Origin of the sequence: Burkholderia sola, assembly GCF_905400185.1 — a bacterium.
Lineage (GTDB): Bacteria > Pseudomonadota > Gammaproteobacteria > Burkholderiales > Burkholderiaceae > Burkholderia > Burkholderia sola.
The window spans coordinates 1,096,756-1,121,114 of record NZ_FR989677.1 but is presented as its reverse complement, the minus strand read 5'-3'; the positions used below and the strand labels follow the sequence as shown (position 1 = coordinate 1,121,114).

28 protein-coding genes are annotated in these 24,359 nt (G+C 62.4%); 22 read left to right on the top strand and 6 right to left on the bottom strand.

What is annotated here, in order from left to right:
* Positions 1 to 4: 4 nt before the first annotated feature.
* The 5 genes from KR541_RS35100 to KR541_RS35080 form a co-directional block, all read right to left on the bottom strand.
* Positions 5 to 277, bottom strand: a complete 273-nt coding sequence (locus tag KR541_RS35100; protein ID WP_050017767.1) for a flagellar biosynthetic protein FliQ — start codon at positions 275 to 277, stop codon at positions 5 to 7.
* Positions 277 to 1,023 carry a flagellar type III secretion system pore protein FliP gene (gene fliP / locus KR541_RS35095; RefSeq protein WP_050017766.1) on the bottom strand — a complete coding sequence of 249 codons (747 nt, stop codon included), beginning with the start codon at positions 1,021 to 1,023 and terminating at the stop codon, positions 277 to 279. Before fliP ends, KR541_RS35100 begins: the two co-directional genes overlap by 1 nt.
* Positions 1,020 to 1,361 carry a flagellar motor switch protein FliN gene (gene fliN / locus KR541_RS35090; RefSeq protein WP_050017765.1) on the bottom strand — a complete coding sequence of 114 codons (342 nt, stop codon included), beginning with the start codon at positions 1,359 to 1,361 and terminating at the stop codon, positions 1,020 to 1,022. Before fliN ends, fliP begins: the two co-directional genes overlap by 4 nt.
* A gap of 8 nt (positions 1,362 to 1,369) precedes the next feature.
* Positions 1,370 to 2,164, bottom strand: coding sequence for a FliM/FliN family flagellar motor switch protein (locus KR541_RS35085; protein ID WP_060733589.1), 795 nt, complete (start codon positions 2,162 to 2,164; stop codon positions 1,370 to 1,372).
* Between the two features lie 199 nt (positions 2,165 to 2,363).
* Complete coding sequence (locus tag KR541_RS35080) at positions 2,364 to 3,272, bottom strand: flagellin N-terminal helical domain-containing protein (RefSeq protein ID WP_050017763.1); 909 nt, start codon at positions 3,270 to 3,272, stop codon at positions 2,364 to 2,366.
* 841 nt (positions 3,273 to 4,113) lie between these two features.
* Here KR541_RS35080 and KR541_RS35075 point away from each other — a divergent pair.
* The 18 genes from KR541_RS35075 to KR541_RS34990 all read left to right on the top strand — a co-directional run bounded on the left by KR541_RS35075 (position 4,114) and on the right by KR541_RS34990 (position 20,702).
* A complete protein-coding gene (locus KR541_RS35075) occupies positions 4,114 to 4,857 on the top strand; it encodes a response regulator transcription factor (protein ID WP_216090192.1) in 744 nt (247 codons plus the stop codon).
* A gap of 23 nt (positions 4,858 to 4,880) precedes the next feature.
* Entirely contained in the window at positions 4,881 to 7,280 is a 2,400-nt protein-coding gene (locus KR541_RS35070) for a sensor histidine kinase (RefSeq protein WP_216090191.1), read from the top strand.
* Between the two features lie 213 nt (positions 7,281 to 7,493).
* The gene (fliE, locus tag KR541_RS35065) at positions 7,494 to 7,814 is read left to right on the top strand and encodes a flagellar hook-basal body complex protein FliE (protein WP_050017761.1); all 321 of its coding nucleotides are present in this window, start codon (positions 7,494 to 7,496) and stop codon (positions 7,812 to 7,814) included.
* Positions 7,814 to 9,460, top strand: a complete 1,647-nt coding sequence (gene fliF, locus KR541_RS35060; RefSeq protein WP_080334393.1) for a flagellar basal-body MS-ring/collar protein FliF — start codon at positions 7,814 to 7,816, stop codon at positions 9,458 to 9,460. The genes fliE and fliF overlap by 1 nt, the downstream gene beginning before the upstream one ends.
* Positions 9,444 to 10,496 (top strand): flagellar motor switch protein FliG, encoded by a 1,053-nt coding sequence (locus KR541_RS35055; RefSeq protein ID WP_050017760.1) that lies wholly within the window; start codon positions 9,444 to 9,446, stop codon positions 10,494 to 10,496. The genes fliF and KR541_RS35055 overlap by 17 nt, the downstream gene beginning before the upstream one ends.
* The gene (locus tag KR541_RS35050) at positions 10,493 to 11,170 is read left to right on the top strand and encodes a FliH/SctL family protein (RefSeq protein ID WP_050017759.1); all 678 of its coding nucleotides are present in this window, start codon (positions 10,493 to 10,495) and stop codon (positions 11,168 to 11,170) included. The genes KR541_RS35055 and KR541_RS35050 overlap by 4 nt, the downstream gene beginning before the upstream one ends.
* The gene (locus tag KR541_RS35045) at positions 11,167 to 12,474 is read left to right on the top strand and encodes a FliI/YscN family ATPase (RefSeq protein ID WP_050017758.1); all 1,308 of its coding nucleotides are present in this window, start codon (positions 11,167 to 11,169) and stop codon (positions 12,472 to 12,474) included. The genes KR541_RS35050 and KR541_RS35045 overlap by 4 nt, the downstream gene beginning before the upstream one ends.
* Positions 12,471 to 12,935, top strand: coding sequence for a flagellar export protein FliJ (locus KR541_RS35040; RefSeq protein WP_050017757.1), 465 nt, complete (start codon positions 12,471 to 12,473; stop codon positions 12,933 to 12,935). The genes KR541_RS35045 and KR541_RS35040 overlap by 4 nt, the downstream gene beginning before the upstream one ends.
* Before the next feature lie 39 nt (positions 12,936 to 12,974).
* Positions 12,975 to 14,312: a flagellar filament capping protein FliD gene (fliD, locus tag KR541_RS35035; protein ID WP_060733590.1), complete on the top strand. Its 1,338-nt coding sequence runs from the start codon at positions 12,975 to 12,977 to the stop codon at positions 14,310 to 14,312.
* Positions 14,309 to 14,698, top strand: a complete 390-nt coding sequence (gene fliS, locus KR541_RS35030) for a flagellar export chaperone FliS (RefSeq protein WP_050017755.1) — start codon at positions 14,309 to 14,311, stop codon at positions 14,696 to 14,698. The genes fliD and fliS overlap by 4 nt, the downstream gene beginning before the upstream one ends.
* Positions 14,699 to 14,704: 6 nt before the next feature.
* Entirely contained in the window at positions 14,705 to 15,004 is a 300-nt protein-coding gene (locus KR541_RS35025) for a hypothetical protein (protein ID WP_216090190.1), read from the top strand.
* Positions 15,001 to 16,212 (top strand): flagellar hook-length control protein FliK, encoded by a 1,212-nt coding sequence (locus KR541_RS35020; protein ID WP_050017753.1) that lies wholly within the window; start codon positions 15,001 to 15,003, stop codon positions 16,210 to 16,212. Before KR541_RS35025 ends, KR541_RS35020 begins: the two co-directional genes overlap by 4 nt.
* 274 nt (positions 16,213 to 16,486) lie before the next feature.
* Positions 16,487 to 17,215: a FliA/WhiG family RNA polymerase sigma factor gene (locus KR541_RS35015; RefSeq protein ID WP_050017752.1), complete on the top strand. Its 729-nt coding sequence runs from the start codon at positions 16,487 to 16,489 to the stop codon at positions 17,213 to 17,215.
* A gap of 55 nt (positions 17,216 to 17,270) precedes the next feature.
* Positions 17,271 to 18,143 carry a flagellar motor stator protein MotA gene (motA, locus tag KR541_RS35010; RefSeq protein ID WP_050017751.1) on the top strand — a complete coding sequence of 291 codons (873 nt, stop codon included), beginning with the start codon at positions 17,271 to 17,273 and terminating at the stop codon, positions 18,141 to 18,143.
* Positions 18,140 to 19,165, top strand: coding sequence for a flagellar motor protein MotB (locus KR541_RS35005; protein WP_216090189.1), 1,026 nt, complete (start codon positions 18,140 to 18,142; stop codon positions 19,163 to 19,165). The genes motA and KR541_RS35005 overlap by 4 nt, the downstream gene beginning before the upstream one ends.
* Before the next feature lie 79 nt (positions 19,166 to 19,244).
* Positions 19,245 to 19,532, top strand: a complete 288-nt coding sequence (locus tag KR541_RS35000) for a flagellar biosynthesis anti-sigma factor FlgM (protein ID WP_216090188.1) — start codon at positions 19,245 to 19,247, stop codon at positions 19,530 to 19,532.
* Positions 19,529 to 19,954, top strand: coding sequence for a hypothetical protein (locus tag KR541_RS34995; protein WP_216090187.1), 426 nt, complete (start codon positions 19,529 to 19,531; stop codon positions 19,952 to 19,954). Before KR541_RS35000 ends, KR541_RS34995 begins: the two co-directional genes overlap by 4 nt.
* Before the next feature lie 76 nt (positions 19,955 to 20,030).
* The gene (locus KR541_RS34990) at positions 20,031 to 20,702 is read left to right on the top strand and encodes a glucosaminidase domain-containing protein (protein WP_050017747.1); all 672 of its coding nucleotides are present in this window, start codon (positions 20,031 to 20,033) and stop codon (positions 20,700 to 20,702) included.
* 37 nt (positions 20,703 to 20,739) lie between these two features.
* Here KR541_RS34990 and flgA read toward each other — a convergent pair whose 3' ends face one another.
* Complete coding sequence (flgA, locus tag KR541_RS34985; protein WP_216090186.1) at positions 20,740 to 21,498, bottom strand: flagellar basal body P-ring formation chaperone FlgA; 759 nt, start codon at positions 21,496 to 21,498, stop codon at positions 20,740 to 20,742.
* A 196-nt stretch (positions 21,499 to 21,694) separates the two neighbouring features.
* On the opposite strand from flgA, the gene flgB reads away from it, so the two are divergent.
* The 4 genes from flgB to KR541_RS34965 are packed head-to-tail and all read left to right on the top strand — an operon-like array spanning position 21,695 to position 24,358.
* Positions 21,695 to 22,063 carry a flagellar basal body rod protein FlgB gene (flgB, locus tag KR541_RS34980; protein ID WP_050017745.1) on the top strand — a complete coding sequence of 123 codons (369 nt, stop codon included), beginning with the start codon at positions 21,695 to 21,697 and terminating at the stop codon, positions 22,061 to 22,063.
* Positions 22,063 to 22,461, top strand: a complete 399-nt coding sequence (gene flgC / locus KR541_RS34975; protein WP_050017744.1) for a flagellar basal body rod protein FlgC — start codon at positions 22,063 to 22,065, stop codon at positions 22,459 to 22,461. The genes flgB and flgC overlap by 1 nt, the downstream gene beginning before the upstream one ends.
* Before the next feature lie 5 nt (positions 22,462 to 22,466).
* Positions 22,467 to 23,192 carry a flagellar hook capping FlgD N-terminal domain-containing protein gene (locus tag KR541_RS34970; RefSeq protein ID WP_050017743.1) on the top strand — a complete coding sequence of 242 codons (726 nt, stop codon included), beginning with the start codon at positions 22,467 to 22,469 and terminating at the stop codon, positions 23,190 to 23,192.
* Complete coding sequence (locus tag KR541_RS34965; protein ID WP_089490249.1) at positions 23,189 to 24,358, top strand: flagellar hook protein FlgE; 1,170 nt, start codon at positions 23,189 to 23,191, stop codon at positions 24,356 to 24,358. Before KR541_RS34970 ends, KR541_RS34965 begins: the two co-directional genes overlap by 4 nt.
* Position 24,359: the final 1 nt, after the last annotated feature.

Below are 24,359 nucleotides of genomic sequence, written 5' to 3'. Positions count from 1 at the left end.
CGAGTCACCCGGTCAGTTGCGCGGCGCGGCTGAAGATCTCAACCGTGTAATGCATGACGCGGCCGGTCATCCACGGGCCAGCCAGCGCGAGTGCGATCAGCGTCGTGATCAGGCGCGGAAGAAAGCTCATCGTCTGCTCATTGATTTGTGTCGCGGCCTGGAATATGGCCACCAGCACACCCGTGATCAGGCCTGGTGTAATCAGCACGAGGATGATGCCGAGCACCAGGCGCAACGCGTCGACGGCGAAGCTGGCAGCCAGATCGGGAGTCAGCATCAGTAGGCCTTCACGCTGGTAATGAGGGTGTTGACGGTAAGTGACCATCCGTCCACCAGTACGAACAAGAGCAGCTTCAGCGGCAGCGAGATGACGAGTGGCGACAGCATCATCATGCCCATTGCCATCAGCACGGACGCGACAATGATGTCGACGATCAGGAACGGGATGAACAGCATGGCGCCCATCTGGAACGCAGTCTTCAGTTCGCTCAGCACGAACGCCGACAATTTAACCAGGAACGGCTGCTTCCCCGGGTCCGTGATTTTTTCGGTGCCGGAGAGTTTGGCCATCTGCGCAAGCGTGGCCTTGTTCGTCTGCGCAAGCATATAGCGCCCCAGCGGTTGTTCCGATGTCGCGAGCGCGGCCTGCATGCTGATCTTGCCCTGGTCGTATGGCACGAAGGCCTTTTGCCAGATTTCCTCGCCGACCGGGCGCATCGTAAGCATGGTGAGCACCAGCGCGACACCCGTCACGATGCGTCCCGGCAATCCTTGCTGCAGGCCTAGCGCCTGCTTGATCAGCGACAGCACGATCACATAGCGCAGGAAGCTCGTCATCGTCATCAGCAGCGCGGGCAGTAGCCCGAGCAGCGTCATCAGAACGAGGATCTGAGTTTTGACCGTGAAGCCTTGGCCGCCGACGGCATCGGATGCGAGCGTCAGCGTGTCGGCTTGCACGAGTGCGGGCACTGCGAAAACGGCTAACGCCAGACCCAGGTGGGGCAGGAGGTCGCGATTCTTCATGTCGCCAGCGAGTTGAGGTCGTCGAGTTCGATGATGCGTAGCCCGTAGTGTTCTCCCGAGACGACGACTTCGCCAAAGCCCACCGGCGTACCATTTACCTTGATGATGAGGGGTTCGCCGGCAAGGCGATTGAGCTCCACCGTGGAGCCGGTTTCGTACGACAGCAGATCGGCTAGCGGTACGGTGGCCTCCCCCACCTCCAGCGTCAAGCGCACGGGAATGCGGCGCAGCATACGCATCGAGTCGCGCGGCGAAGCTGGTTCGGCGATGGATTGGGGATCGTCGCCCAGATCCAGATCGCCCAACGCGGAGAGATCGAGGTCGGTGGTCGAGGTCATGTTGGGGGTTACTCCACGGGTTCGAAAGAAGTAATCCACAGCGCGCCTTGGTGTTCGGCCAAGGCCGCGCGGTAGAGGCGGACGTTGTCGACGAGCACGTCGACGGTATCGGGCAAGCGAACGGGCAGGACGTCGCCTGGCCTCATGCGAAGCAGTTCGTCGAGGCGCATGTCCTTGGACAGCACGTGCACCGACATCGTGACGGGGATGCACACGTTGGCCGGAGCACTATCGGGTGCAGGACGCACGTGCTGAGCATCGAGGCGTGCAAACAAGTGGTCGACCCACCTGTCGTCCAATGCGAATTCGACGTCGCCACCGACGTTGCGCAAGGGGTCCGAGATGGTCATGCGCAGGACGCGGACGCCCGGGCCGGGCAGGACGTCCCCGCTTGGCAAAAAGGGCTCTGCCTGGTCGCCGAGCATCGCCGAAGCAAACGCGGCTAGCAGCGCGGTGTGTTGTTGTGCCGCGAAACGCCGTTCCGCCCCGGTTTCCGGCACGGGCGCTGGGGCGTTCGGCACGGCTTCGTCCAGCGAAGTGCCGTAATGACAGGCCAGCAGCGCCAGCAGTAGCGTGCGGTCGCAGCGCACTGAAATCTGTCCATGGTTGCATGCGTAGGTGCGCCAGACGGCTGCATTGCGCGACCGCATCGCGGCGACAGAGAGCTCGGTGGCGACGAAGCGCGTGCCACGGCGCAGATTGAACCGTTCATGAAGGGAGTGGTCGATTCTGCGCTTGATATCTTGCAGCACATCCTCGAGCAAATGGTATGGACGCCCCAGCGTGCACGGATCAAGCACCACCGGAGATGCGACTCGACTGCTGCGGGAGTGGGAGGGAGATGCTGACACGGTCAAGGGGTCGTTTTGAAGAAGAGTGGGCGCCATTGTCGGCAGCGTGCTGCATGGAGCGGAGAATGTTGAACAGAGTTTGAACACCCCAAAAAAAACGACCCGCTCGTGGCGGGCCGGTTTTGGACTCCAGTGAATCGCGAGGCAATGCTTACTGGAGCAGCGACAAGACCATCTGGTTCATGCTGCTGGTTTGCTTGAGCATGGACATGCTGGCTTGCAGCAGTACTTGCTGCGAGCTCATCTTGGCGGATTCCGATGCCATGTCGGCGTCCATGATGCGGCCTTCGGCGTCAGCCGTGTTCGTCGACATGTTGGCCAGGTTGTTGTGGGTGTGCTCGAGGCGGTTTTCTGCCGCACCGATGGCCGAGCGCAGCGCGCCCACGTCGTCGAGTACGTTGTTGATCAGATCGATCGTCGCGTTGGCGCTTTTAGTCAGCTCCTCGCCGGCCACTTCAGGCGTGCCTTCTGCCGGGCCCTTGTAAGTTGCCGACAGGCCCTCGAACTTGGTGTCCGCGTTTGTGACGTGCTTGGAGAAATCGACGGTCATCGTTTCGTCCTTGGTGGCGCCGATCTGGAAAGTGATTTCCTTGGTCAGGCGACCGCCCTCGCTCGCTACCGTGTCGTCTGCATTTTTGACTTCCTTCTGCATCAGCTTGGCGCCGCCGTACGACGTGTTCTTCATGATGTTCGACAGTTCCTTGCCCAGCGCATCGTACTCGGCCTGCATGGCAGACTTTTCGTTTGCCGAGGACGATCCGTCCGCGGCCTGCGTGGCCAGATCCTTCATGCGGTACAGAATGTTGGTGACTTCCTTCATCGCGCCGTCCGCAGTTTGGAGCAGCGACGATGCATTTTGCGTGTTCTGCATGGCCATGCCCATGCCGCGGGTTTGCGCTTGCAGGCGCACGGCGATCTGCAGGCCGGCGGCGTCGTCCTTGGCGGAGTTGATGCGCAAGCCGGTGCCCAAGCGGGTCATCGTGGTGTTCAGGCAGCTGCTCGTGTTGCCGATGGCCTTCTTGATGTTCATGGCGGCGGCGTTGGTGTGCAGGCTCAGCATGGTATGTAATCCTTAAGTCTAGACTAGGTTTTGGGGTATTTGTTTGTCGCTGCCCACTTGTCAGGAGGCGACGCCTGTTCAAGACGGCAGGCGATCCACAGACGTTAAATCGAATCGAGTCGGCCAAGCGGGAGATGCGGCGCGGCGGACGTGCGAACGTCGAGATTGCTTCTCCGCTGGCGGAGGAAGGCTTGCCATTTGAGCGGTGCCGAGCGGTGGCGCTATGAGTCGCTGCAATAGCGCCAGTGAATACTGCTGTGCTGGCGTTTCCGCGCGTGGCGACATGCTATTGATCCAGCCCGTGTAATGGGGCGACTCCGGAAAATAAGAGTTGTCTGATATTGGGCACGGCGGATTTCGCTCACACTTTAGCTCTACATTGGGATCTGTATCGCAGGTCCAAACGGAGCTGTTTGAGATTCAGGTCTCGCCGTGCAAACTTCAGGCTTGGCATTTCTCTTGACGCCGGTTCGAACTTGGGTTGCCCGTCCGTTAGGTTGCTGGCGATTCGCCGGCAGTGACGAGCGTTGCGCATGACGCGTGTTGAGAAACGTACGAGTTCGGTTTGACTGACGCCTGATCTTCAATCTCAGGGCCTTTCTCGCACCCTGTGCATCTGCGGGTTACTGACGCAGTGCCGAGCGATTTCGGCTCCGCCGAAATGTTTGCGGCCTCGCGATATTTTTTCGCATCAAGGACGCCGCAATTCGTATGTGCATTCTGTCTATCCTTGCGGAGGGAACTCCGCTGCTTAACCGTGGGCTCCACGAATTCCGGTCGATCGCGTATTGACGGGATAAGTCAGTGGGTGCCTCCCAAAATCCTCATCAGTCTCGCAATCATGTCGACAGTCACACCCGCCGATGCAAAAAAGCCGCGCATTGCGCTCCTGGAAGACAACGTCGCACATGCGAGAACCGTTCGGCACTGGCTCGAGGCCGCGGGCTACGACGCTATTGTCGAGCACGACGGCAGTCGCTTTATCGACCGCATCGGCCAAGAGAAGGTCGATATGCTTCTACTCGATTGGGATGTGCCCGGCATGACCGGCATCGACGTGCTGATAGACATGCGCAAGCGGGTCGACTATCTGATTCCCATCGTGTTGCTCACTCAGCATGACGACGAGCGCGATATCCTGCACGGCTTGAGCTGCGGGGCGGATGACTATCTGGTCAAGCCTATCAGCGAGCGAATGTTGATTGCGCGCGTTATCGCCCAGTTGCGCAAATGGTACCCGGGGGTCCAGCGCAATCAGCAAATCAGATTTTCCGGATTCGTACTCGACGAGACCATGCGCACGGCGACGTTGCCCGACGGCGAGCAAGTCTCGCTGCCTGAGCGCGAGTTTTCCATTGCGCTGTACCTATTCGCGCACGCCGGACGCGTGGTGAGTCGCGATGTGCTGCTCAAGCAAGTTTGGGGTGCGGCGGATTCGTCGAATGTCGGCACGTTGGCGACCTATATCACGCGGGTGCGAAACGGTCTTCGCCTGCGTTCGAACGGGCTCAGGATTTCGAGCGTGTATCGCTACGGGTATCGCCTCGAGCGGTTGGCGGATGGCGCCGACAACGACCTGGATTGAGCTTGCAGCAAGCTGGTGGATCTATGCGCGCACTCATTTCCCGCTTGATGGCGATTGGCCCCTTGCGCGGCCTTGTCGTCCTTGCGATGCTGGCGCTGGCTACGTTGAGCGGCAACCCCGGCAGCGGCGTGGTGTCGGGCGCGCTTGATCGTGTGCTGTTCGATATGATGGCGCAGGTGGTTGCGCATCGGTCGACGCGACAGGTGGTGGTGGTCAACATCGACGAAGGGGCGGTCGCGCAACTGGACCCGCATGGCATGGACGCGTATTTGGCGCAATTGCTCGGCGCCCTTGGGAAGGCGCGCAGCGTCACGCTCGATTTGCCGCTGTGGCCCGGGTTCGATTATTCGAGTCTGCGCGCCGGCATGCGATCATGTTCGCATACCGTGTTGGTCGAGCCAGGCCTCGCCGGGCACGCAGGAGGCTGTTCAAGCCTGCTGCCGCCGGCACTCAGTTCGCTTGCTGCCGCGCGCAGCCAGCGCATCGTTACGATGGGCCACTACGGTGTGGTGAGTGGTTTCGTACCTTACCGTCTGTCCGCGGGCGTCCGTTATGCACACGTTGCACTCGATGCGCTGCGGGTGGCGGGCATCGAGCCGCCGTTGCCGGTCGTCGATTTCGTCAGGCCATACGCGCAGTCGATCGGGGCCGCACGCACGCCGGCGGTGATGACAATGCTGCCGGCATCGATGCACCTCACGCAGTATTCGGATATTGATGTGCTGCAGCAACGCGTACCTGCGGATGCGTTCGATGGGAAGGTGGTATTCGTCGGTAGTCACGCGTGGGGCGCCGGAGGGATGTTCCAGATCTCGTCGCTCAACTCGCACGAGGTTACGCGCTCACAACTCGACGCGCTCATCGCCGACGCCGTGGCCTCAGGCAATCTCGCGCGTGAAGCGCCCGCCGCCGTCGGGGTGTCGATCTATCTGATCCTCGCGTTCGGCGTCGTGCTGATCTGCGTGTTTGTGCCCGGTCGGGCGGTGCATCTGGCGGCGCTCGGCTGGGGCGCGCTGATCTTCGCCGTTCCACTGGGAATGCTGGTATTCCATATCTGGTTGCCGCTGGGGCTGCTTCCGGTTGTTTGCCTGCTGATCTACGGCTTTTTTGCGTGGGAGCGACATGCTCGCATGCTCTCGATGTTGCGGGGCGAATTGCGCGAATGGGGAGCGATCGCCGCCGCGATCCATCCGCGAGAGGGTGCTGCCGCGGTCGCTGCACCGTCCGGGCGGTCCGACGAACTGGTCGGCATCAAGGCAGCGTTGCTGCAGGTACGCGGCTGGCAAAAGCTCTACGTCGACATGGTCAACCGGTTTCCGTATCCAGTCTTTCTCACGATGGGCGGCCACGTTGCCGTGTGGAACGCGAAGGCTGCCACTTTAATGCGCGAGGACTCCGCAGGTGAGCTGACCGACGCTCGATTGCCATTCATGCAAGTCGAGCGGCTCGTGGCCGAGAGCGTATGCAAGGGCGGAGACGCCAGTCGTGAAATCGAATGGGGCGGTCGCACCTACATGCTGATGTGCGAACGGCTGTCGAGTGGGCTGAGCGGGGATACTTCTTCCGACGGCGACACGCAGATGTCCCACCTGGTTTGTCTGATCGACCTTTGCGATCTGAAGGGATTTGTCTCGCACGACAAGTGGATGTTGCGTCATATCGCCCATGATCTGCGCAGCCCACTGACGGCCATCCTGTCGTTGATCGATCGCCGGGGCGCGTCCGTTGGCGGCAATCCGGACGGGGAGTCGGATCGCGCCTTCCTGAGCGATCTACGGCAGCAGGCTTCATACTCGTTACGTATTGCGAAGGACTTCATGCAGTTGAGCCGTGCCGAACGACTCGATCGGACCGAATTCGAACCGGTGGCGTTGAGCGAGGTGGCCGAAGAGGCGATCGACCAGAACTGGCTCGCCGCCGAGCAAAAGGGCGTCGTGTTGCGCGAACCGGCATTCCTGGTCGAAGACACCCTCGTCAGCGGAAATGGAGACATGCTCATGCGTGCGGTCGTCAACGTGCTGGACAACGCGATCAAGTATTCGCCGCCTGGTGCCGTAGTGTCGCTCACCATCGGCTCGGCTGGCGACGGCGCACTGGTACTGACGGTGGCTGACAGCGGCGTCGGCATGACCGACGACACGGTCCGTCGCCTGTTCGAGCCGTTCTTCCAGGCCGAGCGCAAGGCCGATGGCAGCGCCAGCGTCGGATTGGGGTTGCCTTTCGTCAAGGCCGTGATCGAAAGACACGGCGGCACGGTTGCCGTGCACAGTGCGCCAGGGAGCGGCACCGTGTTCGAGCTGATCCTGCCACGCGTCTCGTCGAAGGCGCGAGGTGTTGGATCGCTGGAAACGGTCGGCGTAACCCGACCTGCGACGGTGGCGATGACTGCCGCGCCCGCGCGTGGCTGCCGGTTCGCGATGTAGCGCGACGCCAGGGGCGCTCGGGAGCGGGGCCGCCCCGAACCATGCTCCTCCATTTTTTACCGGCTCATTTGCCGTATGGTCGTTCTCTGCCCGACCGAGCACGAGCAGCAGTGACAGGCCGCCGTTAGCGGGCCAATCAATGTTTCGTTGAACATTCTCGTTCTACGACGGATGACGTCCCAGAATCCGTGCCATAGCCAATCTGGAGCCGCCATGACTGTCGACCTCTCGAGCGCGATGCTCGATTCGATTCGCCAATCCGTCATCCAAAAAAACGATGACCCGAAAACCGAAGCCGCCTCCGCCGACATCGCGGGTGGCTTCGCCGATTTACTCAAACAGGCCGTGCGTGGCACGGATGCGCAACAACATCACGCCGACGATCTCGTCACCGCCGTGGAAACAGGCGCCAGCGATGACCTCGTGGGCGCCATGCTTGCCAGCCAGCAGGCAAGCCTGTCGTTCTCCACAATGGTCCAGGTGCGTAACAAGGTCATGAGTGCTTTTGACGACATCATCAAGATGCAGGTTTGATGAGGACCGCAAACGTGCTTGCTCAAGTCAAGGCTCAGATTGCGCGCTTCGCGCCTCCCGGCCATTTCCGATTGCCGTCCCCCGCGGCGCTGTCCAAACTGGCGCCCATCGTCATCCTGGCGATTAGCCTAGCGGCGCTGACCATGATGCTGATGCATCGTCAGGACTCGCGCTACAAACCGCTTTTTGGCTCCCAGGAAGCCGTGGTCGCCGCCGACATGATGGCCGCGCTGGACGCCGACGGCATTCCGTACCGTATCCACCCGGACAGTGGCCAGGTGCTGGTGCCGGAGCAGAAGCTCGGCGCCGCGCGCATGATGCTGGCCGCCAAGGGTGTGGTAGCCAAATTGCCGGAGGGGCTGGAGCAGGTGGACAAGAGCGATCCGCTGGGCGTCAGTCAGTTCGTGCAGGACGTCCGGTTTCGGCGTGGCCTCGAAGGCGAACTGACGCAGAGCGTGATGGCGCTCGAGCCGGTGTCGTCGGCTCGTGTGCATCTGTCGATCGCCAAATCGGCGTCGTTCATTCTGGCCGATGGCGACAAGAGTTCGGCGTCGGTGGTGCTCACGCTCAAGCCCAACCGCAAGCTGAGCAAGGAGCAGATTGCCGCGATCGTCGCGCTGGTTGCGGGCAGCGTGGCGAACCTCGACCCGGCCCGCGTGACGGTGATAGACCAGGCCGGCAATCACCTGTCCGCGCAGATCGATCCGGTACTGGGAAATTCCACACTCGACAGCGAGTTGGGCGCGCAAATGCGTGAACAGGTATTGCGCAATATTCGCGAGTTGCTCACGCCTGCGTTGGGTGACGGCAACTTTCGCGCGAGCGTTGCCGTCGAGCTGGACCACGATCGCGTGGAAGAGACCCGCGAACAATACGGCGAGGCCCCGAAGATTACACAGGAAGCGATTCGCGACGAGAAGGACATCGGTCAGGCAGCGTTGGGTGTACCGGGTTCGTTGTCGAACCGGCCGGCACCGCCGTCGACCGCCAGCATGCCCGAAGCGCCGCACTCGGCCAAGAACGCGCAGACACGCCAATACGCTTACGACCGCAATGTCGTACAGATCAAGCGCAGTCCCGTGCGCGTGAAGCGCCTGAACGTGGCGGTGGTTCTGAACAACGCCGCCGCGCCCGGCGGTGGAAAGGCATGGGTGCCAGCGCAACTTGCGCAGGTGGACACAATCCTGCGCAACGGCTTGGGCATCGATGCCGACCGTGCAGATGCACTGACGGTGTCGTCGCTGGACTTCCGCGGCACGCCGGTGACCGTATCGCAGCCGTGGTGGAAACAGCCCGACAACATCGTGACGATCGGTACTTGGGCAGCGTGGGCATTGGGTACGCTACTCGGGTTCGTATTCATCTTCCGCCCGCTGCTTAAGGTGCTTCGCATTTGGGCCAACGGCGGGCGCGATCCGCAGTCGCAGGGCGCCCACGCCGTATCCGGCGGTTCGGAAACCCCGGCGCTTGCGGCAGCCGCCGAAGCCGACACGCAGCCGCTGCTGCTGGCCGACGCGAATCTCCCGCCGATTGGCTCCGGTGCCGACGTGCTGATCGCACACCTGAAGCATCTGGCCGCTCAGGACCCTGAGCGCGTCGCCGAAGTCATCAAACCCTGGATTCGAGACGATGAGCACACCAACTGACGTACCTGCGACCGCGGACACCGCCGTAACGGCAGGCCTGCCAACCCAGAATCTTGCCGCGGTGGAGCGTGCTGCCATCATCCTGCTCAGCATCGGTGAGGAAGCTGCGGCGGGCGTGCTGCGATGCCTTTCGCGCGAGGAGTTGCTGGACGTGACACTCGCCATGTCACGCATGCAGGGCGTCAAGGTGGAGGCTGTGCAGAACACCATCGAGCACTTCTTCACGAATTTTCGCGAGCAGAGTGGCGTACGGGGTGCTTCGCGCTCGTTCTTGCAACGCTCGCTGGAGATGGCGCTCGGCGGTGTGGTGGCCAACAGCGTGCTCAACAAGATTTACGGCGACGCGATCGGCCCGAAAATGGCGCGCCTGCAGTGGGCGCAGCCGCAATGGCTTGCCGATCGCCTGCGCGACGAGCACGTGCGCATGCAAGCCATGTTCCTCGTCTTCTTGCCGCCGGAGCAGGCGAGCCGCGTGATTCAGGCGCTGCCCGAAGCGCGGCGCGAGCAGGTGCTGCTCGATATCGCGCGTCTGACCGAGATCGATCATGACCTGCTGCGGGACCTGGAAGACGTGGTCGACTGTTGCATCGCCAACCTTGGCACACAAAGCACGGCCGTCGAAGGTGTGCGGCAGGCCGCCGACATCATCAACCGTATGCCGGGCGACCGCACCCACATGGTGGAAATTCTGCGTGCTCGGGATCCGGAGTTGGTCGCGGCGGTGGAAGAGCTCATCTACGATTTCGCGGTGATCGCGAACCAGGATGATGAGGTGATCTCCGTCATTCTCGAACATGTCGACACGGCGCTGTGGGGCGTGGCGCTTAAGGGCGCCGACCCAGCCGTGCGCGACGCATTGTTGCGCTCGATGCCGCGGCGCGCGGTGCAGGCCTTCGAGGAGATGTTGCGCCGGGCGGAGCCCGCACTCCCCAGCAAAGTCGAGTCGGCGCGCCGCGAAATCATGGACATCATACGAAGACTGGCCGACGACGGCGACATCGAACTTCGGCTCGTGGCGGAGGAAGCACTTCGATGAGGACGTACCGACGCTATGCATTTCCCTCGCTGGCGCGCATTCGCGCGGCAAGCGAGCAGCCTGGCGGATTCACGGCGCCCGACGAGGTGGATCTGATCTCCGAGCAACTGCATGTCCCTCCGGCCGCGGAATTGCTTGAAGAAGCTCGGCAAGCGGGTTACGAGGAGGGCTTTGTCGCCGGCGAACGAGTCGGCGCCGAAGGCGCACGCCGCGACGTGCGTTCCAGGTTCGATGCGCTGGTAGCACCGGTCGACGCGCTGGTTCGTGGCTTCCAGTGCGTGCAGCAAGCTTATCGAGCCAAGGTGCGCAGCGAAGTGGCTGAGCTCGTTGGCGACGTTGCCCGACAGGTCGTGCGTGCGGAGCTCGAAACCCGTCCCGAGCGGATTCTCGCGTTTGTGGATGAAGCCGTCGGCACGCTGACCAAACCGCCCGAATCCGTCAGCGTGCGGCTGAACCCGGCCGATTACGCGCGCCTGGCCGAAGCGGCACCCGATCGAGTGCAGGGCTGGCAACTGGTGCCGGACGACCGTCTCGAGCCTGGCGAATGCCGCGTGCGGGCCGATGACATCGAAATGGACGCGGGCTGTGGTCAGCGCCTTGTCGCCTGCATCGAACGGATTACCTCACAGCTCGCGCATGCCCATGCCGAGGAGGCGGACGGAGTGCCGGCATGAACCATTCCGTACTCGGCAAGCTCGACCTTGGCGATGTGCCCGTCGCAAGGCCGGTAGGACGCTTGTCCGCCGTCTCGGGCCTCCTGCTTGAAGTGACCGGCTATGCATTCGAAACCGGTCAGCTCGCACGGATCGAAACCGCATCGAACGACTGGCTCGATGCGCGCGTGGTCGGCTTTCGGGAAGGCGTGTCGTATTTGATGCCCTTCAGGCCCGCAGAGGGTTTGGCCGCGGGCGCGCGCGTGTTTGGCGATGAAGGTGCGCGCACGCTGTCGATCGGCCCGGCATGGCGTGGCCGTATCGTCGATGGTCTCGGTGAACCGATCGACGACCGTGGTCCGCTCATCGGCGACGCCGTACTCGATCTGGCTCCCCCGCGCGTGAACCCGCTGCGCAAGCAGCCGGTGGAGGGTGTGATGGACGTAGGCGTGCGCGCGATCGACGGCATGCTGACGTTGGGCCGCGGGCAGCGCGTTGGCCTTTTTGCGGGCAGTGGCGTTGGCAAGAGCGTGCTACTCGGCATGATCGCGCGCCAGGCCGCGGCCGATGTGGTGGTGGTTGGCATGATCGGCGAGCGTGGCCGCGAGGTGCGAGAGTTTATCGAGCACTCGCTTGGCCCCGAAGGCTTGTCCAAAGCCATCGTCGTGGTCGCGCCGGCGGATGAATCCCCGCTGATGCGTTTGATGGCGACCGAGCTGTGCCACGCCATTGCCACACACTTTCGCGATGCCGGCAACGATGTGCTGCTGATGATCGATTCCCTCACCCGTTACGCGATGGCGCAGCGGGAAATCGCGCTGGCGCTGGGCGAGCCGCCGGCCACGCGCGGCTATCCGCCCTCGGTGTTCGGCATGTTGCCACGCCTGGTGGAGCGCGCGGGCAACGGCGAAGGTGTTGGCAGCATGAGTGCCATCTACACCGTGTTGGCTGAAGGCGACGACGAACAGGACCCGGTGGTCGACACGGCGCGTGCGATTCTCGATGGCCACATCATGCTGTCGCGCGATCTCGCCTCCCAGGGGCATTACCCGGCGATCGACGTGCTGCGCTCGGTCAGCCGCTGCATGTCACTCGTGGCGCCGCGCGAGCAGATCGACGCGGTACGCAAGGTGAAGCAAATGATGTCGCGCTACGCCAATGTTCGCGATCTGATCCCGCTGGGCGGCTACGTGGCCGGCGCGGATCTCGTTACCGATCACGCGGTGAAGATGCACGACCGGATCGAAGCCTTCCTGTGTCAGGCACAGGACGAGGTCGCGCCGCGCCAGGCGACGCTGGATATTCTGGCGGAGATTGCCGCATGAACGCCCGACATGTCGTTGCGGGACTCACGCAACTCGTCGCGATGCGCGCGAAGGAAGTGGATCGGCTGGAAATCGATGTCGCCGCGCGCGACGCGGAAGGCGCTCGCTATCGCCATCATATTTCGCAAATGACTTTGCTGATGCAAAGCGTCGACACCGGTACGCACGTACATCCCGAGCACGCAATGAACGGCGCGCGCTATCGCTCCGCGCTCGCCAATCTGATTCATCTGCACCAGCATCAATTGGCAAAGCACGAGGCATTGGTCGCGGGCCTGCGCGCGGATTTGTGCCGCGCACGCCTGCGGTACGAGCAGATCGATCGGGTTCGCAGCAGGAAGCTTGGCGCGCTCGAACTCGAGAAGCGCGCACGCGATCGCAAACTCGAAGACCAACAGGCTTCCCAGGCATGGCTGCGCAGGCGGCTGTCGCAGCAACGTTCGATATCCAACCCATTCTGATCAAGCGAGGACGCCATGTTCGGTAGTATTGGAGACCCAGTGGCAAGCGCCAAGGCGCTTACCGAAAAGTACATGCTGAATGCTGTTCAGCGCCTGAAAACCCAGCAAGCGGGCAACGCGATCGCCCAGGCCGGGCTCACCCGGTTACAAGGCGCGTTGAGTTCGTTTCAGAGCGCGTTGAAGGGCTTGTCCGGTGTGGGCGGCATCGTCAAACAAAAGGCCGCGCTGTCGAACCCGGCGCTGGGCGAAGCCACCGCGGCGGCCAATGCGCAGCCTGGTCGTTACACGTTCTTCGTCAAGCAACTCGCGTCGACGCATCAGGTGGCCTTCAAGGGCCTCTCGTCATACGGTGCCAAGGACGCGGGCACACTCGGGATCGCACTCGCGAACGGAGAATCGTTCAAGGTGGACCTATCGGCAGCCAACGCCGACGCGAGCGGCAACGTGTCGTCGGCCGAACTGGCTCGCGCGATCAACCAGGCCGCCGGCAACAACGGCAAGGTATCTGCATCGATCGTCACGATCGAAGGCGAGCAGCGTCTCGTGCTGACCTCGGGCGAGACCGGCGAGGCCGGTGCCATTTCGCTCGACGCCAGCGGCATCGGCGATACAGTGCTGTCTGCTGCCCTGTCGGGTACGCCGGACGAACTGTCGGTGGCACGAGACGCCATATTCAAGCTTGGCGGGGAGAGCGGCGTCGAAATCAAGCAGGGCAGCAATACTTTCACCGGCATTCAGGGCGTGTCCGTCACGTTCAAGCAGTCGATGGTCGAAAGCGACGCGCCATTGTTGCTCGATATCAAGCTTGACCACGGCGGCACGGCCGACGCCGTGCAGGCGTTTGTCGATGCATATAACAAAGCAATGGGCGTGCTGGCCGAGCTGACCAAGGTCAACCCTGACAATCCATCCAACGCAGGGCCGTTCGTCGGCGATGCCGGTGTGCGCAATCTCCAACAGCGAATGAACGCGCTGTTGCGCGCCACAGTGGGCGAAAGGCGGATGTTGGACTACGGCATCTCAGCGGACCGTACCGGCAAGCTGTCGCTCGATACGGACAAGATGAAAGCCTCGCTGGACAAGAATCCAAATGGTCTCGCTGCCTTGTTTGCCGATCCTGAGAAGGGCATCGTCGCGCGCATGGACGCCTACCTGAAGACATGGACCTCCTCCGTCGACGGTCAGGTCAAGCGTCGTCAGGATTCCGCCGAGCTTATTCAGCAATCGTTAAAGAAAAAGGAGCGTTCGCTCGAAGTGCAATACCGTCAGGTCTATGACCGATATCTGACCCAGTTCACGCGCGTGGCGGAACTGCAGAAGCGGATGGAATACACGAAGCAGTTGCTCGACGACCTCCTTAGCGGAAACAAGAAATGATGACCGGACATGGTTACGGCAATTACCAGACGACGAACCTGGCGAGTCAGGCGGCAAGCGCGTCGCCGGTACGGTTGGTGATTGTGCTGATGGATGGCCTGCTCGACGAGATGGCGCGCGCGCGTGCCCATATCGAAGCTGGACGCTACGAAGAGAAGGGCAACAGCCTGAACAAGTGCATCGGCATGCTGCATGGTCTGACCAGTGCACTCGATTTCGACGTCGGCAACGAGGTCGTCGTCAATCTTGCCCGGCTGTACGAGTACTGCACGGTACGCCTGAATGAAGCCGGACTCGCTCTGGATCCGGTCCTCATCGATGAAGTCTCGATGCTGATTCGCACGCTGCGCGCGGCGTGGGAAGGCGTCGATCAACGATTCGGATGATAGACCATGGACCAGAGCGACTATGTGCTACGACTTGCAATGCGCGTACGACAAGCGATTGCGAAGTGCGATTTCGACGCGCTGGTGTGCTTGAGCGTCGAAGTACACGATATCGTGAGCAACATGGCAACCGGAACGGCGTTGACCGCTGCCGAGCTGGAAGCACTGAGACTTCTGACGATCGCGCACCGCGTCGCTATTTCGTTATTGGAAATTGAATCCGAACGGCTGATCGAGGCGATGAGCGATCTCAATGATCGCCGCGAAGTCTGGCATGCCTATGCAGTTCAAGGGAGCCAGCAATGATGAGCGGTCTTTCGGCAACGGCCGACCTTGTGCCGGCAACGGCAGCCGACGGTAGCGCCGTGCTGGCTGCAGTGCTCGGCGGGCAGCCATCCGTGTTAACCGATGATTTCGAGGCCTTGCTGGTGGAGGGCTCCGGATTGGACGACGGCACGGACGCCACGGCGGATCCGGTGTCGGTGCCGGATCCGTGGTTGGCACTGGCGCGAGCGCCTGAAACCGAACCCCCGGCTGGCGACATGCCATTGTTGCAGGACGGCGCGGTGGCCGCACCGGGCCTTATGCAGGCGCTGGAAGCACGTGCAGTCGACACTGTCGCACCGGACCGGACGACAAGCGACGCACCGGTCGATACCGTCGCAATGCAACGCCTTTCCACCATCGTTTCGTTGCCGGCACACACACATGGGACAGCGCAACCAGCGGACTTGTACCGGCGCGGCGCGATCGAGCAAGCGGTTTTGCCGCAAGTTGGTGCGAAGGAACCGGTCGCGCCCATGCTGGCCGCGCGCCTGTTCGACCATCGATCGAGTGCGGTACCTGGGGCGCTGTTGAACCAAAGCATGAATTTCGCGACGACGCACGTGTCGCCGATCTTCGGCCCGCTCGCGTTCGGTGACGCAATCGCTCCGACAGGGCCATCGGCCGTCACGCCCGACTGCGAGGTAGGCACCCGCGCAACACAAGCCGAACTGTTGACGGAAGCGGCAAGGGTACCGGAAGTGGCAAAGGCACCGGAAGCGGCAATGGTGCCGACAACGGCTACGAGTGCGCCGACCGCGCGTCAGCAGAAGCTGATCGACGCGTTGGGAGAGCGCCTGAGCGTGCAGATGGCTCAGGGCATGCGTCAAGCCGTGATCCGACTCGAACCGGGTTCGAACGGATCGATACGCATCGAACTACGCCAGAACGTCAACGGCATGGCAGTTCACTTGTCGGCCACCCATCCCGAGGTCGTTCTCCAGTTGCAGGCGATCGGAGAAAGCTTGCGCCAGGATCTGGGCGCGCGACATGGTGGCGACGTGACCGTGCAGGTCTCGGCAGGTCGGCAAAGCCATGGCGAGGCGGGCGGCTCGGGCGGCCGCGAGCACCATCCACGCGATGAGCCGCCCACGCGAGGGCCTGGTGGCGGTTTGGCCTCCGCAGGCGGCGATTCGATATTCGAATTGGCGCCTCGCGAATTCGCGTACGTGAAGAGGGCGACGACATGATCCGGAACGCACGGCAACAAGGGCAACACGCGGCCGTGCAATCTGATGCCGGATCTGCTGCTTTCGGCTAACGAAACGAATTGCGCGAAGGGCTGCCGGCGCTGAGCGAGAGGGTCGGAAGCATACCGGCCACGCGCACGCTGGTCGGTGTGCAGTGCATGGAATAGCTCGAATCAGCAGCATTGCTCAATTTGGAATACGAACATTGTGCTGCGGCACCAATCGCACGCTCTCGTAACGTGACGGTAACGAAGGTCATGATGGACCGAATACGATGACTGCAACGATCTACACCGAATACCAAAGTGTACAGCGCGAGAACCAGGCGTTGTCCCCCGCCGATGAGGCGCGCTGGATGGCGCGGTATGCGCCGCTGGTGAAGCGCATCGTGCGCAAGCTCGCGTCGCAGGCGGGTGGGGCCATGGAGGCCTGCGACCTCGAGCAACTCGGGTTGATGGGTCTGCTCGAAGCGCTGCGTCGCTACGGTGAGCCCGATGACGAATTCGAGCATTTTGCGCAATTTCGCGTGCGGGGCGCGATTCTGGACGAACTGCGCCGCCAGGACTGGCGGCCGCGCTCGGCACGCCAAGGTGCTCACCGTCTGCGCAGCACTGAGCGAGCACTGCGCCGGGAACTGCGCCGCGATCCTACGAAAGAAGAAGTGTGCAACGCGCTGGAAATCGGCGACGACGAATACGAGCAGTTGCAACTGGACGACTGCGCACAAGAGTTCGTCAGTTTTGACGCCTTGCTGGAAGAGGACGCGGAACGGTACGAGTGCGGCGGCAGCGACGGCATCGAACACCGCGCCATGCTGCGCCACTCGCTTGAACAGGCGCTGGGCGTGCTCGACGCGCGCGAGCAGCAGATCATCCAGCTCTATTACGAATTCGATCTGAGTCAAGCGGAGATCGGGGCGGTGCTGGGCCTGACGCGGGCTCGAGTCTGTCAGATCAACAAGAGCGCGCTGGTCAAGATGCGCAAGCGCCTCGCTCAGCATTGACAGTGAAGAATATTGCGCCGCTCCCATCGGACGGCGCCCAGGTCGGGAAGGAATCATGCAACAGATATTTGGAATTTTGATCGTGCTTGGCTGCGTCTTCGGCGGCTTCGTATTCATGGGGGGCGATTTCCGCAAGCTCTGGCAGCCTGTCGAATTGTTGATTGTCGTCGGCTCGGCCGTTGGTGCGCTGGTGCTGGGCAATTCGCGCCACGTGCTCGTCGACATGGGCAAGCAATTGCGTAAGGTGATGGGCAGGCGCAAGCGCACGGCCAACAAGGAACTCCAGCGCCAGCAATTGCTGCTGATGTATGAGCTATTGAACATCGGCAGAGACCTCAAGGCGCTCGACAACCACGTTGAGAACCCGCACGAAAGCCGGCTGTTCCAGCGCTACCCGCTGGTGCTGCAGGGTCCCGAGCTGCTTACCTTCATTGTCGACAACCTCCGCTTGATGGCGATGGGCAAGATCAGTTCCCACGAGTTGGAAAGCGTGCTCGAGCAGGAGCTGGTTGCCGTTCAAGAGAACATTGAGTTGCCATCGCGCTCGATCAAGAAGATTTCGGAAGCCATGCCCGGCTTTGGCATTGTGGCTGCGGTATTGGGCGTGGTGATTGCCATGGGCAGACTTGGAGACGGCGCCAGTGCGGCCGAGCTGGCCGAGAACGTCGCGGCCGCCATGATTGGCACGCTTATCGGCATTTTCTTCTGTTATGGCGTTTTGGATCCGGTGTCGAATCTGATCAAGCAGGCGATGAAGGCCGAGATGTCGGAAATGGAATGCATGAAAGTGATACTGGTGGCCTTTGCTGGCGGCAAGCCACCGCTGCTGGCGATCGATGCAGGCCGTCGCATGATGCAACCGGCCTGCAAGCCGAGCTTCGCGCAGCTCGAGGGCTGGATCGGCCAATTGGACGCGGGGCGTGAATGAGCTTGGATAGCACCCACGAAAGCGTCGCAACCGAAGATGCGCCCGGCGCGCCCGCGACGGCCACTCCTGCCAAGCGAGGTGAACGCCGGGCGGCCCCCGTCGACTTGATCGTCAAACGCCCGGTTCGGCGCGATTACGACGACGATCATGGCGGTGGCTGGAAAGTCGCGTTCGCCGATTTCTGCCTCGCGCTGCTGTGTGTGTTCATGTTGTTGTGGGCGCTCAGTGCACGCGACGAGGAGACGCGCCGCAAAATGGACGCAATGGTCGACAGTGCACTGTACGACGACGACTGGGACATGCCGGCCAGTGCGCCGTTGGGGCCGAATACTCACGCGTTGCAGGACACGTCGGCGTCGCACGTGGCTGACGAGGGGGCTGGCGACGTGAAGCGCAGCGAGCCGATGGCGGACAGCCGCGAGGCGATGGACGCGCTTGCCGAACGGGTGCGCAAGCTCGGCAAGGACGCGGGGGTGCTCGACAACGTTCAAGCGATCGTCACGCCAATGGGCCTGCGGGTCATGCTGCACGATACCGAAGAGCGCGGCGTGTTCGTCAGTGGTGGTGCGGTACCTTCCGAGCCGTTTCGACCGATGCTGATCAAGCTGGGCGCGCTCATGGGCTCGATCGGCAATCCACTGTTCGTACTGGGGCACACCGATTCGGTGCCGTATCGCAACTCGGACGCCGGCTCGCGTTCGAACTGGGATCTGTCGGTGGATCGCGCGATGTCCGCCCGGTCGTGGCTGTTGCGAGGCGGCGTGAACGCCGAGCAAGTGATGCAAGTGATCGGCATGGCCGACCGGGCGCCGCTGGTGAACAATCCTCGCGCTGCAATCAATCGACGCATTGAATTTCTGGTGCTGACGCCGGAACGCGCCCGCGCTATCTGCTCCATGTTCGGCCCAGTCGACCAAGTCGTGCCGCTGACGCCCGGCATTAACGCCACGTCGGCCGGCGATCCTGACGCGGGCCGAGTCGGTGCGGAGGTCGGTGTGAAGCTCGACAAAAAAAGGACTTAACAGATCGATCCGCTTGCTCGTTCTGAAGGAGTGTGGACGGGTAACAATTTTGAGGGCCGCGGGGCCTTAGGGTGACATCATGCGAATTGCTAATCTGGCGGTACACGCCGCAGTCAATGGAGCGGAAGGCGTACAGCGTTCCGAGGGCGTGCGCCACAAGCGTACTGTGGCGTCAACCGAAGTGGTGCACGAAAAGACCCGTGATCGCCTGGTGCTGGATGCAGCACGCGCCGTGCTGGACGAGACGCCGGAAATCGACATGGTTCGGGTGGCTCGCGTTCAGGCCGCGCTGGCCGCCGGCAAGATCCGGTTCGATGCCTGCAAGCTTGCGGGCACGATTCAACGTTATCACGGAGGTAGCGAATGACGGGCACGGGTACCCCGCACCAACTGCTCGTGGACGTTATCGCCGACTGCGTCGGCTACCGCAAGCTTGTGCAACTGCTGGAAGATCAGTTTGCTGCGGCGCAGCAACTCGATACCGTGAGGCTTGGCGTGCTCGCTGGCGTGATCGCAGCTGAGGCCGATGCGATTGACATGCGGCGCCGCTACCGCATTGAGCGGCTCGGTCAGGTGCCGGGTGCGGTGCTGGAACTGGGTCGGCGTCTGTTGGCCGACGACAGGCACGCAATGCAACGCGCATCGTTCGTCGAGCGGTGTGAGGAAGTGAAGCTGCTTGCAGCGCGATGCCAAGCCCTCACTCGGCGCAACAGCGGCCTCTTGGTCGCGCAGTACGAGGTGATGCAGCGCCTGGTGTACGGAGAAAGCCACACCTATGTTCCGGCCTGACGTCGCATTCGTGCCCGCCGCGCCGGGTCCGACTTCCCGCACTCCCCCTCCCGTTGCGTCCGCAAGCGAGACGGCGATGGGCTTTGGTTCGTTGTACGCGTCGCTGAATCGCGATATCCGCGGCACGATCCGCAACGGCTTCGGCCACTCGATCGAGCCGCAGCTTTCGTCGCAGGCGGCAACATGGACCGATATGATGCGAGCCCGCGCGGAAGCACTCGCGAAGCCGCAGCAGGGTGTCCTGGGAAACGGCGCTCCCGCGACAGGGCCGAACTTCACCGATTCAGATCAGCAGGCCTTTCTGGCCGAGATCATGCCGCACGCTCGTCGTGCGGGCGCGATGATTGGCGCGGCACCGGAACTAATCGCCGCGCACGCGGCGCTTGAATCCGGCTGGGGCAGCAAACCGCTGAAGAACGTACGCGGCGAGACCACGCATAACCTGTTCGGCATCAAATCGACGGGCGGATGGGCGGGGGAGTCGGCTGCTGCCGTCACCACCGAGTATGTGGACGGCTCGGCCGTGAAGATGGTCGACCGCTTCCGCGCGTACCCGAGCTATGGCAGCGCGTTTCACGATTACGCCAAGCTGCTGCGCGATTCGCCCCGCTATGCCGGCGTGCGCAACGTAGGCGACGACGCCCGCGCATTCGCCAGCGCACTCAAGCGCGGTGGTTACGCGACCGATCCTGCCTACGCGACCAAGCTTGTGGACATGGTAGGGCTGGTCAAGCGGATGATTCGCTGACGTTCGTCGCGGCCCGGTGCCGGCGGCCGCTTTACCTCTACTTCGTAACGCCAACCGGCTCGACGGTGTCGGCACCGGTCACCCGCGCGAAGATCACTTTGCCAGTACTCGCGTTTTTCACGCGGATAACCTCGTCGATCGCGCCATTCTGCATGGCCGTGCCTGGCACGGACACGCGTATCGGCCCGGTATTCGCCTCTATTTGGACCGCCTGGCCGCGGCGGATGGCTTCCGCGCGGTCGAGTAGCCGGGCTTGGATCACCTGGCCGGCCTTTACCGTGCGGCGGAGCATGCGCCCAACAGCGAGGGCGGGATCGGTCAGCGCATCGGGGGTGAGCGCAAAGTCGCGGACATCCTGCTTGAAATCCGCTTCGTTGAGCGTGTGGCCGGAGCGCAACGCGGTTGCCGCTACCAGCACTGGCGTGTCGATGCGAGCCTTCACCAGATATGTCGTGGCGCGCGGTTCCCCGTTGCAGCGCACTGAAAAACGCATGCGGGTCAGCGTCTTGGTGTCAGTCGCGGCGATTTCGTAGGGCTTGCTGCACGTCGGGGCAGGCCGGCGCGAGGCCGACACCGCGACTGAAGCATCCGGTTTGGCCAGCGCGCGATCGGCAACATAGCGCGCAAGCCAGGTCTGAGCCGCTTTCTCGACCTGTGGGATGGCCGGATCGCCTGGATGCGCCGTGGCGGGTGCGGGCGCCTGCGCAAAGGCTGCAAGCGGCATCGCCAACGCTGCGATTACTGCTGCCAGCACCACATGCTCGTGCGGTTGCTTGCGGGAGTGTGTCGGAGCCATCGCATCCTTTTTCTTGAACTGAATGTTGCTCGATTATAGGGCGCCGCGCGGCTGTAGCGAACGCTCGAGCGCCGTGTTCAAGTTCTGTAAAACCTCTTCGCGGCCACGTTCGCCAGCCCGTAACCTCCACCCGGTCTATGACTCAACCGCTGCCCGGTAACAACCGCGCGGCACTTTCCGGAGGCAAGCCGCCACTATGGGATTGAATCTCGAACAAGCACTTGGCGTACATGCGGCCGCACTCAAAGTGCGTGCCGAGCGCACCAAGCTCCTTGCATCGAACTTGGCCAACGAATCGACGCCGGGCTACCAGGCGCGCGATCTGGACTTCCGTGCGAGCCTCGGCTATGTGCTCGCCAACGATGCCTTCGATGCCGCGCTGCGATTCGGTGGCGATGAACCGATGTACCGCGTGCCCAGCAGTCCCTCGCAAGATGGCAACACCGTCGAACTCGGTGTCGAGCAGGCGGCGTTTTCGCAAAACGCGGCGGATTTCCAGGCCAGCCTGACATTCGTCAACATGAAAATCAAGGGGCTGAAATCCGCCATCACGGGGAACATCTGATGAGCTTCAAGGACATTTCGCAGATCGCGGGTTCGGCGTTGTCCGCACAAGCCGTGCGACTCAACACCATTGCCAGCAACCTTGCCAATGCAGGTACGTCCGGCACCGAGGAAACCGCGTACCGCGCGCGCAAACCGGTATTCGCATCGGTGTTCCAGAACGGTGGTGCGCGCGTGCAGGTGCTGGACGTGATTGCCACCGACGATGCGCTCGCTGCTCGACATGAGCCGGGCCATCCGCTGGCAGATGATAACGGCATGGTGTTTTACTCGAACGTCAGCGCCGTCGAAGAAATGGCCGACATGATGGCCGCATCGCGCGCTTTTTCCACCAACGTCGAGGTGCTCACGCGCATCAAGGGAATGCAGCAGGACCTGCTGCGCATGGGTGAGGGCTGAACACGGTGGACATCCAGAACAATGTCAATAACGTCACTGGCACAGGTGGCTCGGTCGCCACGCCGACAGCAGGCAATGGCGAAGGCGATGTGTCTGCCATGTTCACCCGGCTGTTGGTCGCGCAGGTCAAGAATCAAGATCCGTTGGCGCCGATGGAAGCCAACCAGTTCGTGACGCAGTTCGCGCAGATGAGCCAGGTGGAAGCCATGCGGACGCTTGCCAACCTTAGCGCCGCCACCGCCAGGACGCAGGAAAGCATGCTGGTCGTGACGCTCGGGTCACAAGTCGGATCACAAGTGCGCGTGCGATCGGAAAAGGTCGAGTTGGGCGATGCGGGGGTCAAAGGGGGCTTCAAGCTCGAATCGTCGGCGTCGGAGGTCGGCGTGATCCTGACCGATGGGGGCGGCACCGAGTACAAGGTCTCGCTCGGCGCAAAACAGGCGGGCGACGTCGACTTCAACATCGACCCCGCAGAGCACGGTCTGCCGCCGGGCAATTACACGCTCCGTGTGGTTGCCGACTCCGGCGAGAAGCCCCCCGTCGAGCTCGATGGCAATCTGCAAAGCGTGCGTCTCGGAACGGACGGTCGCGTGATCTTGACGATCGCGGGCATTGGTGATGCGGCGGCCGCTGATATCACTCGCTTTCTCGGCCGATCAAACCAGCAGCGTACGTATTCGGAAACCGCGTCTCCCCAGAGTCTCCCCATTTCAAAGAGGTTCCAGTCATGAGTTTCAACATCGCGCTCGCCGGCATCAACGCTATCAACGGGCAGCTCAACCAGATCAGCAACAACATCGCCAACAGTGGCACGCTCGGCTTTAAATCGGGCCGCGCCAACTTCGCGTCGAGTTACATCAATGCGATGCCGTCGGGAGTATCGATCGGTTCGACCTCGCAGTCGATGGACGTCGCCGGAAATTTCTCCGCGACGGGGCGCGGCCTGGACGCCGCGATCGCGGGCAAGGGATTCTTCATCTCTCGCGACACCGACGGCTCGATGGTGTATTCGCGCGCCGGTGTGTTCAACATCGACAAGAACGGCAACGTGATCGATTTCATGAGCCGCATCGTGCAGGGGTATGGCGCGGACGGGGCACTGGGCAGCCTGACGATTCCTACGGGCGCGATTCCCGCACAGGCGAGCAGTTCGCTGGAATACGTCGGCAATATGTCTGCCGACTGGACCACGCCCACGGTTTCGCCATTCGACAAGGACGATCCGAAGTCGTACAACGGCATCTCGGCCGCCACTGTGACGGATTCTCTCGGTCGCGAGCACACCGTCACCCAGTATTTCGTGAAGGATGCGGGCAACAAGATGCAAGTCTATTACGCGATGGACGGTCAGAATGTCGGCAACCCCGTGGAGCTGAGCTTCGACAACACGGGCAAGCTGGTAACGCCGACCGCCACCGTTCAACTTGACCTCGGCACGCCGACCGACGCCGCACCGATGTCGATTGCAATCGGCTACGCCGGCACGACGATGTTTGGCGGCAAACAGACGACCGACAAGAATCGTGTGGACGGCTACAAGGCAGGCACCGTGACCGGCGTGTCGCTGGCCGAGGACGGCTCGATCGAGGTGCAGTACAGCAACGGCAAGAAGCTGTCGGCCGGCCAATTGGCGATCGCGACGTTCCAGAACGAAAACGGCTTGGTGCCGGTGGAGGGGTCCGGCTGGCAGGCCAGTTCTGCTACCGGTGAACCGCTGGTCGGCAAGCCTGGTACCGGCATGGCCGGCAAGCTCGCCGTGCGCGCGGTCGAGCAGTCGAACGTAGACATGACCGCGGAGCTCGTGAGCCTGATGGGCGCGCAGCAGAACTACCAGGCCAACTCGAAGGTGCTGTCGACCGAAAACGAAATGATGCGCGCGTTGATGCAGGCGCTGTAAC

Bases quoted from the DNA above. Each gene is read 5' to 3' on its own strand.
- KR541_RS35100 (WP_050017767.1), bottom strand. From the start codon at position 277: ATGCTGACTCCCGATCTGGCTGCCAGCTTCGCCGTCGACGCGTTGCGC.
- fliP (WP_050017766.1), bottom strand. From the start codon at position 1,023: ATGAAGAATCGCGACCTCCTGCCCCACCTGGGTCTGGCGTTAGCCGTT.
- fliN (WP_050017765.1), bottom strand. From the start codon at position 1,361: ATGACCTCGACCACCGACCTCGATCTCTCCGCGTTGGGCGATCTGGAT.
- KR541_RS35080 (WP_050017763.1), bottom strand. From the start codon at position 3,272: ATGCTGAGCCTGCACACCAACGCCGCCGCCATGAACATCAAGAAGGCC.
- KR541_RS35075 (WP_216090192.1), top strand. From the start codon at position 4,114: ATGTCGACAGTCACACCCGCCGATGCAAAAAAGCCGCGCATTGCGCTC.
- KR541_RS35070 (WP_216090191.1), top strand. From the start codon at position 4,881: ATGCGCGCACTCATTTCCCGCTTGATGGCGATTGGCCCCTTGCGCGGC.
- fliE (WP_050017761.1), top strand. From the start codon at position 7,494: ATGACTGTCGACCTCTCGAGCGCGATGCTCGATTCGATTCGCCAATCC.
- fliF (WP_080334393.1), top strand. From the start codon at position 7,814: ATGAGGACCGCAAACGTGCTTGCTCAAGTCAAGGCTCAGATTGCGCGC.
- KR541_RS35055 (WP_050017760.1), top strand. From the start codon at position 9,444: ATGAGCACACCAACTGACGTACCTGCGACCGCGGACACCGCCGTAACG.
- KR541_RS35050 (WP_050017759.1), top strand. From the start codon at position 10,493: ATGAGGACGTACCGACGCTATGCATTTCCCTCGCTGGCGCGCATTCGC.
- KR541_RS35045 (WP_050017758.1), top strand. From the start codon at position 11,167: ATGAACCATTCCGTACTCGGCAAGCTCGACCTTGGCGATGTGCCCGTC.
- KR541_RS35040 (WP_050017757.1), top strand. From the start codon at position 12,471: ATGAACGCCCGACATGTCGTTGCGGGACTCACGCAACTCGTCGCGATG.
- fliS (WP_050017755.1), top strand. From the start codon at position 14,309: ATGATGACCGGACATGGTTACGGCAATTACCAGACGACGAACCTGGCG.
- KR541_RS35025 (WP_216090190.1), top strand. From the start codon at position 14,705: ATGGACCAGAGCGACTATGTGCTACGACTTGCAATGCGCGTACGACAA.
- KR541_RS35020 (WP_050017753.1), top strand. From the start codon at position 15,001: ATGATGAGCGGTCTTTCGGCAACGGCCGACCTTGTGCCGGCAACGGCA.
- KR541_RS35015 (WP_050017752.1), top strand. From the start codon at position 16,487: ATGACTGCAACGATCTACACCGAATACCAAAGTGTACAGCGCGAGAAC.
- motA (WP_050017751.1), top strand. From the start codon at position 17,271: ATGCAACAGATATTTGGAATTTTGATCGTGCTTGGCTGCGTCTTCGGC.
- KR541_RS35005 (WP_216090189.1), top strand. From the start codon at position 18,140: ATGAGCTTGGATAGCACCCACGAAAGCGTCGCAACCGAAGATGCGCCC.
- KR541_RS35000 (WP_216090188.1), top strand. From the start codon at position 19,245: ATGCGAATTGCTAATCTGGCGGTACACGCCGCAGTCAATGGAGCGGAA.
- KR541_RS34995 (WP_216090187.1), top strand. From the start codon at position 19,529: ATGACGGGCACGGGTACCCCGCACCAACTGCTCGTGGACGTTATCGCC.
- KR541_RS34990 (WP_050017747.1), top strand. From the start codon at position 20,031: ATGGGCTTTGGTTCGTTGTACGCGTCGCTGAATCGCGATATCCGCGGC.
- flgA (WP_216090186.1), bottom strand. From the start codon at position 21,498: ATGGCTCCGACACACTCCCGCAAGCAACCGCACGAGCATGTGGTGCTG.
- flgB (WP_050017745.1), top strand. From the start codon at position 21,695: ATGGGATTGAATCTCGAACAAGCACTTGGCGTACATGCGGCCGCACTC.
- flgC (WP_050017744.1), top strand. From the start codon at position 22,063: ATGAGCTTCAAGGACATTTCGCAGATCGCGGGTTCGGCGTTGTCCGCA.
- KR541_RS34965 (WP_089490249.1), top strand. From the start codon at position 23,189: ATGAGTTTCAACATCGCGCTCGCCGGCATCAACGCTATCAACGGGCAG.